Below are 15238 nucleotides of genomic sequence, written 5' to 3' on the forward strand. Positions count from 1 at the left end.
GCCGTGTGCGAGAGTGCGGCTGTGGGTGAGGTGTCGCAGGGCGAGGTCTGGACGAGTGCGCAGTGCGCCGAGGCGTGGGGCGTGAAGCCGACGACGTGGCTCGGCTACGTGTCCCGCGGTCAGGCGCCGAAGCCGCTCCCGGACGTCGACGCGCAGCGTCGCAGGCTCTGGGACGCCGACGAGGTCCGGGCGTTCCCGCGGCCCGGCGCCGGTCGCTCCCGCGCGGGTTCCACGCCGGAGGCCGAGGCGCTGCTCGGCGAGATGACCGACGTCGCCACCCGGATCGACGAGCTGCGCGCCCGCCAACGCGCGCTGCTCACCGCCGGCCGGGAGCAGGGCCTGGAGATCCGGGCCATGGCCCGCGCGCTCGGGATCTCCCCGCAGACGGCGTACGGCTGGCTCGGCGAACGCTGACCGGGCTCGGCTCCGCGTTCCGGGCTACTCGACGGCGAAGAGCCGCATCTGCAGCGCGAGGGTGGCGTAGTAGCCGATCACGGTGGCGATCTCGAACAGCTCCGCCTCGGACAGCGCCCCGCGGAGCTCCCCGTAGGTCTCGTCCGGGAGCCGTCCGCCGGCGAGCAGCAGGTCCGCCGCACGGGCCACCGCGGCCTCCGCCGGATCGTCGAGCGCGGGGACCCCGCCTTCCGCGAGGGTGCGCAGCTCGGCCTCGGTGAACCCCGCCCGCGCGGCGATCAGCTCGTGCGACCGCTGCTCGAAGCCGCTCTCCCAGTGCGCGGCGACCTGCAGGATCACCAGCTCCCGGCAGCGGTCGGTGAGGATCCCCCGGTACCGGACGGCCGTGCCGAGCCGCTGCAGCGCGTCGCCCAGGGCGGGCTGCAGCAGCATCGCGCCGAACGGTCCGCGCAGGGCGCCGTCGTCGTCGGTGATCGGGAAGAGCTGCGGTCCGGCGGCGCGCGGGCCCCCGGCGATGGCGTCGTACACCGCCCGCTCGTCGGGGTCCAGCTCGTCGGGCCTGCGGCCCGGGATCCTGCTCACGTTCGCTCCAGGGGCTCCTCGGTGTCGACGCGGCGAGCCTAAGGTCGCGGGGTGCGATACGTGGTGATCGGTGCGGGTGCCGTCGGCGGCACGATCGGGGTCCGGCTGCACGAGGCCGGCCGGGACGTGGTGCTGGTCGCCCGCGGTGCGCATCTCGCGGCGATCCGGGAGCGCGGCCTGCGCCTGGACGAGCCGGAGCGCTCCCGGGCCGTGCGGGTTCCGGCGGTCGCGACGGTCACCGAGGTGGGCTGGCGCGAGGGCGACGTCGCCCTGCTCTGCACCAAGACCCAGGACACCCCGCCGCTGCTCGACGAGCTGCAGCACGCGGCGCCGGACGTCCCGGTGGTGTGCGTGCAGAACGGCGTGGAGAACGAGCGGCTCGCGTCCGAGCGCTTCGCGCACGTCCTGGGCGTGTGCGTGATGATGCCGACCGAGCACCTCGAGCCGGGCCGCGTCGTCGCCCACTCCGGCCCGGTCCCCGGGCGCCTCGACATCGGCGTGTACCCCGAGGGCACGGACGAGCTGAGCGCCGCGGTCGCCGCGGACCTCACCGCCGCCGGGTTCGCCTCCCGCCCGGACGCCGCGATCATGCGGTGGAAGTGGTGGAAGCTCGTGGTCAACCTGGAGAACGTGCCCGAGGCGGTCTGCGGGCTCGCCGACCCGGACCTCCGCGCCCTGGTCAAGGCCGCCCGCGCCGAGGGCCGTGCCTGTCTGGACGCGGCCGGCGTCGCGTACGTGTCCACCGAGGAGGCCCGCGAGCGGCGGGTGGCGGGGATGACGGTCCAGGCCGTCGACGGGCACGAACGGACCGGCGGCTCGACGTGGCAGAGCCTGCAACGCGGCGCCGGCTCGGTCGAGGCGGAGTACATCAACGGGGAGTTCGTGGCGCTCGGCGAGAAGTACGGCGTCCCCACCCCGCTGAACCGCCTCCTGCTCGAGACCATCACCACGATGGCCGCGGCCGGGGAACGCCCGGGGGCGCACACGGCGTCGGAGCTGCTGGCCGCCGCGGGGCTGCCCGGCTGACCCGTCAGGTCCGCGAGCGCTCCTCGACCTCGCCCCGCTCTCGGGCGAGCTCGCGACGCAGAGCGTCGAGGATCCGTGCCGCGCTGTCCCCTTCGCCGAACAGCCGCTGCACGATGTCCCGCTGCCGCGACCGCAGCGGGTCGGGTTCGCCGCCGAGGAACTTCTCCGCCAGCCGGCGCACCTCGTCGACGCCCGCCACCGGGTGGACCCCGGCGACGACCTGCTCGCCGACGGCGTTGAACGGCCGATGGCCCTCGCGCTCGAGGAAGAGGACCGGCTTCTCGAACAACTGGTACTCCACCAGCATCGACAGGCCGTCGGTCACCATCAGGTCCGACGCCGCGAGTGTCGGGCCGTAGTCCGCCTCCGTCAGCACGGCGGTGTTCGGCAGTTCCCGCCACGTCCGCATCCACCGGTCGAACTGCGCGCGGCTGATCGGGGAGACGTCGGAGTCCGGCAGCGGCAGCAGCGCCGGATGGGGCATGAACACGAACTCGGTGTCGTCCGACTCCCGGGCCCAGGCGAGCATCTCGTCCGCGACGAGGTGGAAGAGGCCGAAGTCCGTCCAGCCCTGCGCGATCGTGTGGTGGGCGGACCAGACGACCCGACCCGGCCGGTCGTCGTCGGGCGCCGAGCCGACCGGCCACCGCGGTACCGCGGACCGGAGGTGGTCCGCCTTCGGATGCCCGACCACGCGGAACTGGCCCCCGTTGCGGGCGCCGTCCCGGACGGCGGTCTCGAGGACCGCCTCGTTGGCGCAGAACACCAGCCACGCCGCCCGGTGGTAGGCGCTGTCGACGGCGGTGTTGCGCGTCCTCGCGTCCGGCACGTTCTCGACGATGTTCATCGTCTCGTACGGGACGAGGCAGGTCCGGGCGAAACCGAGCCGTTCGGTGGCGAGCTCGTCGGGGAGGTCGGCGTCCCACTGCGACTGGCGGAAGATCACGTCGGGCTCTATGGCCTTGATCAACTGCAGGATGTCGCCGTCGTCGCCGCCCGTGAAGCGCAGATGCGCAACGCCCTCCTCGAGCAGGCCCCGGTGCACGTCCTCCTCGCCGACGAGGCCGGCGGAGCCCCGGAACCGGTGCGGGATCGACGCGACGATCGGGTCGAAGTCCGCGCTGGCGGCCATCGCGTCCACCACCGCGCGGCACGAGCTCCACGAGCCCAGCACGTGGACCAGGAACAGGACCCGGGTACGGCTGCGCCGCAACGCCGTCCGGCGGGCCACGAGATGCACGGAGTCCTGCAGCTCCGCGGTCCGGGCGCGGGTCGCGTCGACCGTCGCCGCCACCGCGTCGAGGCGGGACCGCAGGTCGTCCACGTCCTCGTGCGCGGCCCGCACCACCGAGCCGATCGCCGTCAGATGCCGATCGAGCGCTTCGACCTGAGCGGGAAGCTCCAGCGCGCGGTGGATGCGGACACGAGTCCTCCCGACCCTCTCGCGGAGGCGCCGGGCGCGACGCCCGACGTTCACCGTGGCCATCCGGTGAACGGGAGGTGGACGGACACCGGACCCCCGCCGACGGGAACGCGAACGCTCATGGCGCCGCACGCTAGTTCGATCTCGGCCGCACCGTTGCATCGACGAACGGTTGATCGGTCTCGGGCACTCGTGTGCGGTGAACGGCGCCCTGGGCCCTGCCGGCGGGCCACCGACCGGCAGGAAGGCCACTCCTGCCGAAGGCAGGATCAGCCGCAGACCGCTCCCACACTGGCCGAGCGGACGAGCTTGGCGTACTTCGCCAGCACGCCGCGGGTGTACCCGTGCTGCTTAGGGGCCCAGCCCTCGCGGCGGGCCTCGAGCTCGGCCGGGTCCACGAGCACGTCGAGCAGGCCCTGGGAGACGTCCAGGCGGATCCGGTCGCCGTCCTGGACGAACGCGACCGGGCCGCCGTCCACCGCCTCCGGGGCGACGTGGCCGACACACAGCCCGGTCGTCCCGCCGGAGAACCGGCCGTCGGTCAGCAGCAGGACGTCCTTGCCCAGGCCTGCGCCCTTGATCGCGCCCGTGATGGCCAGCATCTCGCGCATCCCCGGGCCGCCCTTGGGGCCCTCGTAGCGGATGACGACGACGTCCCCGGCGGTGATCGTGCCGTCTTCCAGGGCATCCATCGCGAGCCGCTCGCCGTCGAACACGCGGGCCGTGCCCTCGAAGACGGCCTCGTCGAACCCGGCGGACTTCACGACCGCGCCCTCGGGCGCCAGGGAACCGCGCAGGATGGTGATGCCCCCGGTGGGGTGGATCGGGTCGGAGAGCGCGCGGATCACGGCGCCGTCCGGGGCGGGCGCGTTCAGCTCGGCCAGGTTCTCGGCCATGGTCCGGCCGGTGACGGTCATGGTGTCGCCGTGCATGAGACCGGCGTCCAGCAGCAGCTTCATGACGACCGGGATGCCGCCGATCCGGTCCACGTCGTACATGACGTGCCGGCCGAACGGCTTGAGGTCGCCGAGGTGCGGGACCTTCGCGCCGACCCGGACGAAGTCCTCCAGCGTCAGCTCCACCTCGGCCTCGTGCGCGATGGCCAGCAGGTGCAGCACCGCGTTCGTCGAGCCGCCGAGGGCCATGACGACCGCGATCGCGTTCTCGAACGCCTTCTTCGTCATGATGTCGCGCGCCGTGATGCCCAGCCGCAGCAGCTCGACGACGGCCTCGCCGGAGCGGCGCGCGTACCCGTCGCGGCGGCGGTCGACGGCCGGGGGCGCGGCCGAACCCGGCAGCGACATCCCCAGCGCCTCGGCCGCGCTGGCCATCGTGTTGGCGGTGTACATCCCGCCGCACGCGCCCTCGGTCGGGCAGACGGCCCGCTCGATGGAGTCCACGTCCTCGCGGCTCATCAGGCCGCGGGCGCACGCCCCGACCGCCTCGAACGCGTCGATCAGCGTGACCTCACGCTCGGTGCCGTCGGACAGCGTGGCCTTGCCCGGCATGATCGAGCCCGCGTAGAGGAACACCGACGCGAGATCGAGGCGGGCGGCGGCCATCAGCATCCCGGGCAGCGACTTGTCACAGCCCGCCAGCAGTACGGATCCGTCGAGGCGTTCCGCGCCCATCACCGTCTCGACGGAGTCCGCGATCACCTCGCGCGAGACCAGCGAGAAGTGCATGCCCTCGTGACCCATCGAGATCCCGTCGGACACCGAGATCGTCCCGAACTGCAGCGGGAACCCCTCCGCGGCGTGCACGCCCTCCTTGACCGCGGACGCGAGCCGGTCCAGGGAGAGGTTGCACGGGGTGATCTCGTTCCAGGACGACGCCACGCCGATCTGGGGCTTCGCCCAGTCGGAGTCGGAGAGGCCGACCGCCCGGAGCATCCCGCGTGCCGCGGTGGCCTCCAGGCCCTCGGTGACGTCCTTGCTGCGCGGTTTCAGATCGGCCACTCCGGGACCGTACCGCGATCAGGGGTACGGCCACGGGTTCTGCGTGCACCCGTTCAGCCCCAGCGTCTGCTGCTGCATCACCGGCGCGGGCATGCCGGCGCCGGGGCACGGCTCGTGACGGTGCCCGAGCACGTGCCCGACCTCGTGGTTGACCAGGTAGCGCCGGTAGCCGGTGGGGTTGCCGGCGTAGTCCTCCTGTCCGTTCACCCAGCGGTAGAAGTTGAGGACCGCGCGATTGCCGGAGCGGCAGGAGAGCTCGCCGGTGGTGTCGATCGGGCTGCAGAGCCGGTCCGACGTGCCCGGGCTGGCGAGGAGCACCTGGACCATCGCGTCGTCGGCGCCGGTCCGTACGAAGGTCATCCGGCCGCCCGCGCCCCAGCCGCGCGGATCATCGAGCGTGTCCATGACGAACCCGGCGAAGCGCTGCGCATCCACGGGAAGGCCCTGCTCGGTCTCCACCCGGACCGTCGTCACCGGGCCGGCGCCGGGCGCGGGGACGGTGCCCGGGACGACGTCGAAGGCGCCGGTCAGGGTCTGCGGGACGTCCCGGCTCGTCAGCCCGGCGAGCGCGTCGGGCGTGGGCCCGGAAGGCGTGGGCCCGGAAGGAGTCGCCCGGGCAGGGGGTAGGGCGTAGGCGGGCATGGCCGCAGCCTGCACGAGGACCGAGGGCGGGGCCTGGGGCACGTCACGCCGCGTCACGGCCACCGCGGGCCCGCACGCCGCGAGCAGCACGAGGGCGGCCAGGGCCCGGCGGGCCCCCGATCGTCGATGCATGCCCGACCCCCGTCCCGGACCCGGGAACCGACCGTGACCGCGGGCACCTCACCGGCGGCTGCACCGCGCGGGTTCCCTGCCCGGGAGACCCGTACGGGGCCGCGACCGCAGCGCGTGACCGGCGTGGGTCAACCGGTGCCATCCTCCTACCGGACCGGTCTCCCCCACAGGGGTCTGTTCACCCTCTTGTGGCGTCCGCGCATCCAGCAGGTTGAACGTTCTTGTCCGAACCTCGCCTATCGGGCGATGATGGATGAGCACCGTCCGGATGTCACCGGTCACGGAGCGTGTTTCTGTCGGGGTACACGTGAAGGAGACGATGATGTCGATGGATCAGGACGTCAGCGGTGACTACGGATACGACCTCGCCCACGAGATGAAGATCGCCCTGGGCACGCCGATGACCACGCGTCGGCGCCGTACGGTCTCCGTACCTGCACAGATCCTGCGTCGTGAGCTCGACCCGGACGCGGACTTCGGCTACGACAGCGCACACGAGATCTGACCTTCCACCCCGTCCCGAACTCGACGGGCCGGTGGTGCGGCGCCCTTCCCCCAGCGCCCCACCAGCGGCCCGTCGTGGCATGTCGGGGACCTCCGGGCGTGACGGGCGCGAGGCGCCGGCCTGCTTCCCCGCTCAGGACGTCGCGATGACCCCGCGTTGCCGCAGCCCGCCGATCTCCGCCTGCCCGAGCCCGAGGATCTCCGCGAGGACCTCCTCGGTGTCCCTGCCGAGCAACGGCACCCGGCCCGCCGGCCCGTGCTCGCCGTCGAAGCGCAGGGGTGAGCGCGCGGTGATCGCGGCGGCCCCGGAGCCGGGCAGCGCCATGTCCGCGAGGATTGGGTGCGTTCCGGTCCGATGTGCGGCGACGACGTCGGTCATCCCCTGGTAGCGGCCCCACAGCACCCGGGCGGCGTCGAGCTCGTCGCTGACCTGCTTGAGGTCCCGCGCCGAGAACCACGGCCGCAGGATCGCCGCGATCGTCTCCCGCAGCCGGTAGCGCTCGGACTCCTGGGTGAAGTCGGCGTCCAGCGCCGCCTCCAGCGCCGCGAAGACCTCCTCGGTGCCGGTGACCTTCCGCAGCGCGGACCACTGGCCCTCCGTCAGCGCGACGACCATGACCCGCTGCCCGTCGGAGGTCGCGAAGTCCACCCCGAAGCTGCCGTACACGTGGTTGCCGTGCCGCGGCCGCTCGTGCCCGCGCTCCTCCGCCTCGGACAGCCAGCCGAGGTTGGCGACGCCGGCGAGCGCGACGTCGGACAGGGCCAGCTCGATGAACGCGCCCTCGCCCGTCCGCGCCCGCTTGTGCAGGGCCGCGAGCACGCCCGTCGAGACGCTCAGGCCGGTGACCAGGTCCCAGGCCGGCAGCACGTGGTTGACCGGCGCGCCGCCCTCCTCGGTGCCCGTGATCTGCGGGATCCCGACCTCCGCGTTCACCGTGTAGTCGACGGCCGGGCGCCCGTCCGGGTATCCCTGCACCCGCAGGTGGATCAGGTCCGGACGCTTCGCCTCGAGCGCCTCGTGGGACATCCAGCGCCGCCCGACGACGTTGTCGATCAGCACGCCGCGGTCCTCGCCCGGGGCGGCGATCAGTGCGGTGACCAGCTCGCGGCCCTCGTCGGAGCGCATGTCGACGGCGACGGAACGCTTGCCCTTGTTCAGCGACGCCCAGTAGTAGCTCTCCCCGTCCCGGGCCACCGGCCAGCGCAGATGATCGCTGCCGCCGCCCACCGGGTCGATCCGCACGACGTCCGCACCGAGCTGCGCGAGCGTCATCCCGCCCGTCGGTCCGGCGACGAAGCTCGCGCACTCCACCACGTGCATGCCCTCGAGGGGCCGGTCGGTCCCCGGCATCGAACTCACGCTCCTCCTGATCGACTCCCTCCATCCTGCTCCCGGGGCGGGGATCCGGCGCGCGCGGCCGAGCCTTCGCCGGCGGATCAGCGGGCCGGAGGGTCGACGAGCTCGCGGCGCACCGGGACGCGGCCGAGCTCGCGGGCAGGCTGGATGCGGGCTGACCGACGCGGTGTTAACGCCCCGGCCGGCCGAGGCGAATCACCGGGTATGGCGGACGCAGACCTCCGCCGGGACCGGCGATGAGGCGCCGGCGCCCGGCCCCCGCCCGACACCTGCACCCGCTCACGGCGGGCGGCGCAGTGGTCGCCGTGGTGGGCCTGACGGTTCTCACCGCGTCCTCCGGCCCGAGCGCCGCCGTCCACGGCGGGCGAGCCGGGGAGTTCGGCCTGCCGCAGCCTGCCGTGACCGTCGCGGACACCACGACCGCCGGCTCCGTCCTTCCGGCGAGCACCCAGCCGCAGCCGCCGGCATCGGTCGTCGATCCGGTGCCGGTCTCGTTCACGACCGGGCTGCCGGACCGTCGCGCCGCCACGGCCATCGCCGCGGCGATGGCCCAGATCGGCCTGCCGTACGTGTGGGGCGGTAACGGGCCCACGGAGGGCGACGCCGGGTTCGACTGCTCGGGGCTGACCCACTTCGCCTACGGCGTCGCCGGGATCGACCTCCCCCGCACCGCCCACACCCAGTACTACGAGGGCCCGCACGTGCCCGCCACCGCGGGCCTGCAGCCCGGCGACCTGGTGTTCTACGGTGTTCCGGCCATGGTGCACCACGTCGGCATGTACATCGGGAACGGCAAGATGGTGAACGCGCCGACCTTCGGGGAGCCGGTGCAGGTCGCCTACTACCGCTGGACGGGCGACGACTACCTGGGCGCCACCCGGCCCGCCACCAGCGGCGTACCCGACACCGGACTGCTGTCCGTGGCGCCCGAGCCCCGCCCCGCCGCGCCGCCGGCTCCGGAGATCTTCGAGGCGCCGGTCGCGCCCGTGCCGACCGAGGTGCCGGACCCGAGGGTTCCGGAGCCGCCGCAGTCGGAGACCGCCGCGCTGTCGATCGCACAGTCGGCGACGAGCCCGGCCACGTCACCCGTCTCGCCCAGGGCCGCTGCGGTCGCACCCAGTTCCTCGGGCACGGCGCACGAGGCCCCGGCGGCGTCCTCGTCGGATCCGGGCTCCTCCTCGGCCGTGCCCGGTTCGTCGGCCGCGGCAGCCCCGTCATCGCAGGCACGGTCGACATCCGCCGAATCGGCGCCCCCGACCTCCACGAGCACGACCTCCCCGACCACGACCTCCCCGACCACGACCTCGCCCGCTCCCGCCGCGGCGCCCGCGGCCGTCGTCCCGACGACACCACCGTCGGTCACTCCTCAGACCCCCACGCCTCCGCCCACGACGCCCTCCCCAGCCACGAGCTCGGCGCCACCCACGAGCTCGGCGCCACCCACGAGCTCGGCGCCACCCACGAGCTCGGCGCCACCCACGAGCTCGGCGCCACCCACGAGCTCGGCGCCACCCACGAGCTCGGCGCCACCCACGAGCTCGGCGCCACCCACGAGCTCGGCGCCACCCACGAGCTCGGCGCCACCCACGAGCTCGGCGCCACCCACGAGCTCGGCGCCACCCACGAGCTCGGCGCCACCCACGAGCTCGGCGCCACCCACGAGCTCGGCGCCACCCACGAGCTCGGCGCCACCCACGAGCTCGGCGCCACCCACGAGCTCGGCGCCACCCACGAGCTCGGCGCCACCCACGAGCTCGGCGCCACCCGTCTCGTCCGCCACACCGACGCCGTCGAGCAGCACGACGAGCGCGTCACCCGCTCGCCCGAAGACCGTCACGTTGCCCGGCGGCGCCGTCACCGTCACGTCGGCCCGCACGGGTGCGGACGGCCTGCCGGTGCCCGGCGGTCTGGCGGCGACCAACGGCCGCAAGGTCCTCCGGCTCGCCACCGCCGCGCCCGCGGAGGGGGCGGCCGAGGGTAGCGCCGTGACGGTGACCGACACCGCCGGGGCGACGACATCCTTCACGGTCGCCACCTCCACCGCAGTGACCGATGCGCAGGCCGCGGTACAGGCTGCGCCGGCCGGGAGCCTCGTCGTTCTCATACCCGAGGCGGGGGGCGGTTGGACGGTCCTCGTCGCTTCGTGAGGCCCGTTCGGAGGGTTCCGGATGTTCTTCGCGATGGACGAGGGGTAGCACGGGACGAGAGTGCCGCCGCACCCAAGCCATCGTCCGAGAAAGGCCATAGAGTCCCACCCCGTGGACCGCACCGAGATCACCTCCCTGGACGAGCTCGTCGAGGTCGTGGGCGTCCCGATCCCCCACGTCGCCAAGAAGCAACGCCCTCGGCTGGACCCCGTGGACGTGCAGTGGATCTCCCACTCCCCGTTCCTGCTGATCTCGACGAGCGCGGCCGACGGCAGCTGCGACGTCTCGCCCAAGGGAGACCCCCGCGGGTTCGTCCAGGTCCTGGACGACCGCACGCTGGCGGTCCCGGAGCGCCCCGGCAACCGCCGTGTCGACGGCTACCGCAACGTCCTGTCGAACCCGCACGTGGGCCTGATCTTCCTGGTACCCGGTCGCAACGACACCCTGCGCGTCAACGGCACCGCCCGGCTCGTCCGCGACGCGCCCTACTTCGACGACATGGTCGTCAAGGGACACCGGCCGGTGCTCGCGCTGGAGGTCGACGTCGCCGAGGTCTTCTACCACTGCGCGAAGGCGTTCCTGCGCTCCGATCTGTGGAAGCCCGAGACATGGGAACCCGACGCGCTACCCCCGCGCGCGGCGATCGCCGCCGCCCTGGAGCGCCCGGACATGACCCGTGCCGAGCTCGACCGGTACTACGGCCCGGAGTACGCCACCCGGCTCTACCAGGACTCCATGCCCCAGCCCTCGTGAGTCACGGGCTCCGCGGCCCCGCCATGGCCTGGCCGCTCGCGGCGGCCGCTTCCGTGTGCCCCTCCACCACCTGGCAGTAGGCGGCAGCCGTGGCCGTCGCGATCCGGGGCCAGGCGTAGCGGGCCAGGATGCGGTCCCGGCCGGCGATGCCGTAGGCCTCGGGCATCGTGGCCTCGGACAGCACCGCGCGCAGGGTCCGGGCCAGCTCGTCCGGGCGTCGCGGCGGCACCAGCAGCCCGGTGATCTGGTCGGCGACGATGTCGCGGACCCCGCCGACCGCCGTCGCGACCACCGGACGCCGGCACGCCATCGCCTCCAGCAGCACCGATCCGAACGCGGTGAACCACGGCGCGTCGACGACCGTGTCCGCCGAGCGCAGCAGCGCGGGCATGGTCGAACGCTGTACCGGTCCCAGGAGCCGGACCCGCGCACCCACCCCGACCCGGCGGGCCAGGTGGTACAGCCGGACCAGGTCGGGATCCGGGCCGCCCCCGGCGGGTGGGCGGCCGCCGGCCACGAGCAGCTCGGCGTCGGGAACCGAGGGCAGGGCGCGGATCACGTCGTCGACGCCACCGGCCCGGCGCAGGGAGCCCGCGGTGACCAGCCGCGGCCGGAGGCTGCGCCGGCGCAGGGCCGGGCCGTCCGGGTCGAACGCGTCGACGTCGACGCCCCGAGGCACCACGGACACCGACCCCCGCGGCACCCCCAACCGGACGAGCTCGAACGCGTCGGCCTCGCTCGCCGCGAGCACCCGGTCCGCCCGGAGCGCGACGACCTGTTCGGCGGAGACCCGGCCGCGGGTGGCGGCGGCCCGGCCCACCTGGTCGCGCTCGAGCCGGCCCAGCCCGAGGAACGTCTGGACGAGCGGCAGTCCCCGCTCGCGGACCGCGGCGACGGAGGCGAGCCCCGACATCCAGCCGTGGGAGTGCACGACGTCCGGCGCGTCCGACCGCCAGAGCTGCGTGAGGTAGTGGGCCAGCTGGGGCATCACGGCGACGGCCCGGGATCCCTCCAGCGGCTCGGCCGGACCCGCGGCGAGATACCGGATCCACAACCCGGGCCGCGGGGTGGCGACCTCCGGCACGTTGCGGGCCGTCCGCCGGGCCAGGATCGTCACTCCGTGGCCCGCCTCGGTGAGGGCGACGGCCAGGTCTCCCACACAGGACGCGGGCCCGCACGGCGAGTCGGACACGGTGATCGGGTCGGCGTCGAAGGAGACGAGGGCGATGCGCACGAACCTGCTCCCTACCCGGCGGCCGCCGAGGTGACGGGCCGCTGTCCCAGACGTTCAGAGGTGACCGTGGGGCGTGACCGTGCTGCACGGTTCTAAACCTCCTGGCTCGTACGACTTCGCCCCGACGCGCGGGCCGGGCGGTGTACCGCGCGAGGGCTGGTCGAACGGGCCTGTACGGCACGGCCGAACGGCGCATCTTCCGGTCCTGATGCGTGGACGATCGCGCGGCGGGTAGCCGCGACCTCATCGAGACGAAGGAGCCGCCCCATGGACTGGCGCGAGCGGGGAGCCTGCCGCACCGAGGACCCCGACCTGTTCTTCCCGCTGGGCACCACCCGGCCGGCGCAGGCGCAGGAGGCGCGGGCCCTCGCCGTCTGCGCACGGTGCCCCGTGGTGGATCCGTGTCTCGCGTGGGCGATGGCCCGCGAGGACGAGGGGGTGTGGGGCGGGACCACCGCGCTGCAGCGGCGACTGACCCGGCACCGGAAGCCCGATCGGGTCGCGTGAGGCGCCTGCCGTGGAGCTGAGGCAGCTGCGCTCCTTCGTCGTCACCGCCGAACGGCAGCATTTCGGGCGCGCCGCCCACGCGCTGCACCTGACGACGTCCTCGCTCTCGCAGCAGATGCGCACGCTCGAGCGGGACCTGCAGGTGGCGCTGTTCGACCGGGGACCGCACGGCACGTCCCTCACCCCGGCGGGACAGGTCCTGCTCGTGCAGGCGCGGATCCTGCTCGCCCGGGCCGAACGGACCCGCGACGCGGTGCGGGACACCCAGCCGCCACTCCCGCTGGTCATGGTGCGGCTCGGCACCGGCCTGCCGGCCGTCCTCGCACCCGCGCTCGTCCTCCTGCGCGAGCGGACCGGGTTGGTGGTCGACGGGGCGGAGGCGCCGGAGTGCGATGCGGTCGCCGCGGTGGCCCAGGAACGGGCCGACGCCGCCGTCGTCTGGGCGGGAGCGGACGCCGACGGGCTCGAGCGCAGCCCGCTCGGGACGGTCGGCCTGCTACTGGTGGTCCCGCACGGGCACCCGCTCGACCGGCCGGGCGGCTGCCCGCGGGCGAGCCTCGCCGGGCACCGGATCCTCACCACCCCTCCCCTGCACCGGGCACTGCACCGAGCCGGCTCCGATGTGGACACCGCCTGCGTCACCGACCCGGCGGGGCGGCCCACCGGCGAGCTCCGGCGGCAGGTCCTCAACCGTCAGGGGCTCGGGCTGGTGGTCGATCCCGGAGGCGGGCGGGCCGAGGGCCTGGCGCTGTCTGCGCTGACGCCTCCCGTCCGGCTGCGGACGGAGATCCTCTTCCGCGGCCCCGCGGACGCGATCGTGCGCGAGCTGGCCGAGGCCCTTCGCCACCCGGTCCCGCCGGCGCCCGGCGGGTTCGAGCCGGTCCGCGCGGCCGCCGCCGCTGTCCACCGCTGACGGGACGGGAGCCCGGATGGCCTACGCGGTCGCGGCGTCCAGCCGTTGGGTCGACCCGGACGGTGTCCGCCGTCCCGGCGGGGAGGTCCACGCATGGGAGCCGGGCACGAACCAGACCCTCTGCGGACTGCCGCTGAGCCGGTCCCGGCTGGACCGGTACCCGCACGTCGACTGGGCGGACGTGCAGCCGGAGTCCGGGCGGCACGCCGACGCCGTCAGACGTGTCTGCCCGCGGTGCTCGGCGGCGGCCCGGCCGCGGCGTGCCCGACACACCCGACGCGAGGACCCCCCGCCCTGGCAACGGTAGGGCCGCGCTACCGCCGCGGTTCGTGCTTGACCGATTCCGGGGAGGTCCGAAGGCGAACGCGGGGTTAGACCGAAGGTTTCGGGCTACACGACCACGGCGTGCGTCGCCTCCCCTGAACGGGCGACGTCGAGTGGCCCAGCCAGTCCGACGAGCACGGATCGAGGAGGCACGATGCGAGCGATGGTCTACCGGGGACCGTACAAGATCCGGGCCGAGGAGAAGGACGTCCCGGCGATCGAGCACCCGAACGACGCGATCGTGCGCGTTCAGCTCGCGGCGATCTGCGGCTCCGATCTGCACCTCTACCACGGGATGTTGCCGGACACCCGGGTCGGCATGACCTTCGGTCACGAGTTCATCGGCGTGGTCGACGAGGTGGGCTCGTCGGTGCGGAACTTGCAGCGGGGCGACCGGGTGATGGTGCCGTTCAACATCTTCTGCGGGACGTGCTGGTACTGCGCACGAGGGCTGTACTCCAACTGTCACAACGTGAATCCCAACGCCACGGCCGTCGGCGGCATCTACGGCTACTCGCACACCTGCGGCGGCTACGACGGCGGGCAGGCCGAGTACGTGCGGGTGCCGTTCGCCGACGTCGGCCCCAGCCGCATCCCGGACTGGATGGAGGACGAGGACGCGGTCCTCTGCACCGACGCGCTCGCCACCGGGTACTTCGGTGCACAGCTCGGTGACATCGTCGAGGGCGACGTGGTGGTGGTGTTCGGTGCCGGCCCGGTGGGGCTCTACGCCGCCAAGTGCGCGTGGTTGATGGGCGCGGGCCGGGTCATCGTCATCGACCACCTCGAGTACCGGCTGGAGAAGGCGCGCACGTTCGCGCAGGCCGAGACGTACAACTTCACCGAGTACGACGACATCGTGGTGCACCTGAAGAAGCTCACCGATTTCCTCGGTGCCGACGTGGCCATCGACGCGGTCGGCGCCGAGGCCGACGGCAACTTCACCCAGCACGTCACCTCCGCCAAGCTCAAGATGCAGGGCGGTTCACCCGTGGCGCTGAACTGGGCCATCGACTCCGTGCGCAAGGGCGCGACCATCTCCGTGATGGGCGCGTACGGCCCGATCTTCAGCGCGATCAAGTTCGGGGACGCCATGAACAAGGGGCTGACCCTGCGGATGAACCAGTGCCCGGTGAAACGGCAGTGGCCGCGGCTGTTCGAGCACATCCGCAACGGCTACCTCAAGCCGAGCGAGATCGTGACCCACCGGATTCCGCTCGAGCACATCTCCGAGGGCTACCACATCTTCTCGGCGAAGCTTGACGGCTGCATCAAACCGCTCGTGGTCCCGACCGCCGGCTGAGAGAGAAGAGGAGACCCGC

General features: G+C 73.6%; 16 protein-coding genes and 1 pseudogene. 9 read left to right on the forward strand and 8 right to left on the reverse strand.

Annotated elements, in window-relative coordinates; translation table 11 throughout:
• Positions 1-21: 21 nt before the first annotated feature.
• Positions 22-414: a hypothetical protein gene (locus WBK50_RS23160; RefSeq protein ID WP_341337617.1), complete on the forward strand. Its 393-nt coding sequence runs from the start codon at positions 22-24 to the stop codon at positions 412-414.
• A gap of 24 nt (positions 415-438) precedes the next feature.
• Here WBK50_RS23160 and WBK50_RS23165 read toward each other — a convergent pair whose 3' ends face one another.
• A complete protein-coding gene (locus WBK50_RS23165) occupies positions 439-996 on the reverse strand; it encodes a carboxymuconolactone decarboxylase family protein (protein WP_341337618.1) in 558 nt (185 codons plus the stop codon).
• 51 nt (positions 997-1047) lie between these two features.
• On the opposite strand from WBK50_RS23165, the gene WBK50_RS23170 reads away from it, so the two are divergent.
• Positions 1048-2022 carry a ketopantoate reductase family protein gene (locus WBK50_RS23170; protein ID WP_341337619.1) on the forward strand — a complete coding sequence of 325 codons (975 nt, stop codon included), beginning with the start codon at positions 1048-1050 and terminating at the stop codon, positions 2020-2022.
• Between the two features lie 4 nt (positions 2023-2026).
• On the opposite strand, the gene WBK50_RS23175 is transcribed toward WBK50_RS23170, so the two are convergent.
• The 3 genes from WBK50_RS23175 to WBK50_RS23185 form a co-directional block, all read right to left on the reverse strand.
• A complete protein-coding gene (locus WBK50_RS23175) occupies positions 2027-3508 on the reverse strand; it encodes a hypothetical protein (protein ID WP_341337620.1) in 1482 nt (493 codons plus the stop codon).
• 206 nt (positions 3509-3714) lie between these two features.
• The gene (ilvD, locus tag WBK50_RS23180; RefSeq protein WP_341337621.1) at positions 3715-5403 is read right to left on the reverse strand and encodes a dihydroxy-acid dehydratase; all 1689 of its coding nucleotides are present in this window, start codon (positions 5401-5403) and stop codon (positions 3715-3717) included.
• A gap of 18 nt (positions 5404-5421) precedes the next feature.
• On the reverse strand, positions 5422-6177 hold the full coding sequence (locus WBK50_RS23185; RefSeq protein WP_341337622.1) for a DUF3152 domain-containing protein: 756 nt from the start codon (positions 6175-6177) through the stop codon (positions 5422-5424).
• 322 nt (positions 6178-6499) lie between these two features.
• On the opposite strand from WBK50_RS23185, the gene WBK50_RS23190 reads away from it, so the two are divergent.
• Positions 6500-6682, forward strand: a complete 183-nt coding sequence (locus WBK50_RS23190) for a hypothetical protein (protein ID WP_297503219.1) — start codon at positions 6500-6502, stop codon at positions 6680-6682.
• Between the two features lie 132 nt (positions 6683-6814).
• Here WBK50_RS23190 and WBK50_RS23195 read toward each other — a convergent pair whose 3' ends face one another.
• On the reverse strand, positions 6815-8032 hold the full coding sequence (locus tag WBK50_RS23195) for a CoA transferase (protein ID WP_341337623.1): 1218 nt from the start codon (positions 8030-8032) through the stop codon (positions 6815-6817).
• 515 nt (positions 8033-8547) lie between these two features.
• On the opposite strand from WBK50_RS23195, the pseudogene WBK50_RS23200 reads away from it, so the two are divergent.
• A pseudogene (locus WBK50_RS23200) lies at positions 8548-8922 on the forward strand (C40 family peptidase); the annotation flags it as partial.
• Here WBK50_RS23200 and WBK50_RS23205 read toward each other — a convergent pair.
• Together WBK50_RS23205 and WBK50_RS23210 are read right to left on the reverse strand one after the other, a co-directional pair.
• On the reverse strand, positions 8901-9401 hold the full coding sequence (locus WBK50_RS23205) for a hypothetical protein (RefSeq protein ID WP_341339594.1): 501 nt from the start codon (positions 9399-9401) through the stop codon (positions 8901-8903). The pseudogene WBK50_RS23200 and the gene WBK50_RS23205 sit on opposite strands and share 22 nt — an antisense overlap.
• Before the next feature lie 3 nt (positions 9402-9404).
• Complete coding sequence (locus WBK50_RS23210) at positions 9405-10064, reverse strand: hypothetical protein (protein ID WP_341339595.1); 660 nt, start codon at positions 10062-10064, stop codon at positions 9405-9407.
• A 232-nt stretch (positions 10065-10296) separates the two neighbouring features.
• Here WBK50_RS23210 and WBK50_RS23215 point away from each other — a divergent pair, with 232 nt between their 5' ends.
• Positions 10297-10938 (forward strand): pyridoxamine 5'-phosphate oxidase family protein, encoded by a 642-nt coding sequence (locus WBK50_RS23215; RefSeq protein ID WP_341337624.1) that lies wholly within the window; start codon positions 10297-10299, stop codon positions 10936-10938.
• Position 10939: 1 nt separating this feature from the next.
• Here the strand turns inward: WBK50_RS23215 and WBK50_RS23220 are convergent, their stop codons facing one another.
• Positions 10940-12172, reverse strand: coding sequence for a glycosyltransferase (locus WBK50_RS23220; protein WP_341337625.1), 1233 nt, complete (start codon positions 12170-12172; stop codon positions 10940-10942).
• A 267-nt stretch (positions 12173-12439) separates the two neighbouring features.
• Here WBK50_RS23220 and WBK50_RS23225 point away from each other — a divergent pair, with 267 nt between their 5' ends.
• From WBK50_RS23225 to WBK50_RS23240, 4 genes are all read left to right on the forward strand, one after another.
• Positions 12440-12679 carry a WhiB family transcriptional regulator gene (locus WBK50_RS23225; RefSeq protein ID WP_341337626.1) on the forward strand — a complete coding sequence of 80 codons (240 nt, stop codon included), beginning with the start codon at positions 12440-12442 and terminating at the stop codon, positions 12677-12679.
• 10 nt (positions 12680-12689) lie between these two features.
• Positions 12690-13592, forward strand: coding sequence for a LysR family transcriptional regulator (locus WBK50_RS23230; RefSeq protein WP_341337627.1), 903 nt, complete (start codon positions 12690-12692; stop codon positions 13590-13592).
• A 16-nt stretch (positions 13593-13608) separates the two neighbouring features.
• Positions 13609-13899 carry a hypothetical protein gene (locus WBK50_RS23235; RefSeq protein ID WP_341337628.1) on the forward strand — a complete coding sequence of 97 codons (291 nt, stop codon included), beginning with the start codon at positions 13609-13611 and terminating at the stop codon, positions 13897-13899.
• A gap of 180 nt (positions 13900-14079) precedes the next feature.
• Positions 14080-15219, forward strand: coding sequence for a zinc-dependent alcohol dehydrogenase (locus WBK50_RS23240; protein WP_341337629.1), 1140 nt, complete (start codon positions 14080-14082; stop codon positions 15217-15219).
• Positions 15220-15238 lie beyond the last annotated feature (19 nt).

Source organism: Pseudonocardia sp. T1-2H, from assembly GCF_038039215.1.
Taxonomy (GTDB): Bacteria; Actinomycetota; Actinomycetes; order Mycobacteriales; family Pseudonocardiaceae; genus Pseudonocardia.

What these genes read in the sequence shown, in the direction of transcription:
- WBK50_RS23175 (WP_341337620.1), bottom strand. Translation starts at nt 3,508, where the DNA reads ATGGCCACGGTGAACGTCGGGCGTCGCGCCCGGCGCCTCCGCGAGAGG.
- WBK50_RS23185 (WP_341337622.1), bottom strand. Translation starts at nt 6,177, where the DNA reads ATGCATCGACGATCGGGGGCCCGCCGGGCCCTGGCCGCCCTCGTGCTG.
- WBK50_RS23190 (WP_297503219.1), top strand. Translation starts at nt 6,500, where the DNA reads ATGTCGATGGATCAGGACGTCAGCGGTGACTACGGATACGACCTCGCC.
- WBK50_RS23195 (WP_341337623.1), bottom strand. Translation starts at nt 8,032, where the DNA reads ATGCCGGGGACCGACCGGCCCCTCGAGGGCATGCACGTGGTGGAGTGC.
- WBK50_RS23225 (WP_341337626.1), top strand. Translation starts at nt 12,440, where the DNA reads ATGGACTGGCGCGAGCGGGGAGCCTGCCGCACCGAGGACCCCGACCTG.
- WBK50_RS23235 (WP_341337628.1), top strand. Translation starts at nt 13,609, where the DNA reads ATGGCCTACGCGGTCGCGGCGTCCAGCCGTTGGGTCGACCCGGACGGT.
- WBK50_RS23240 (WP_341337629.1), top strand. Translation starts at nt 14,080, where the DNA reads ATGGTCTACCGGGGACCGTACAAGATCCGGGCCGAGGAGAAGGACGTC.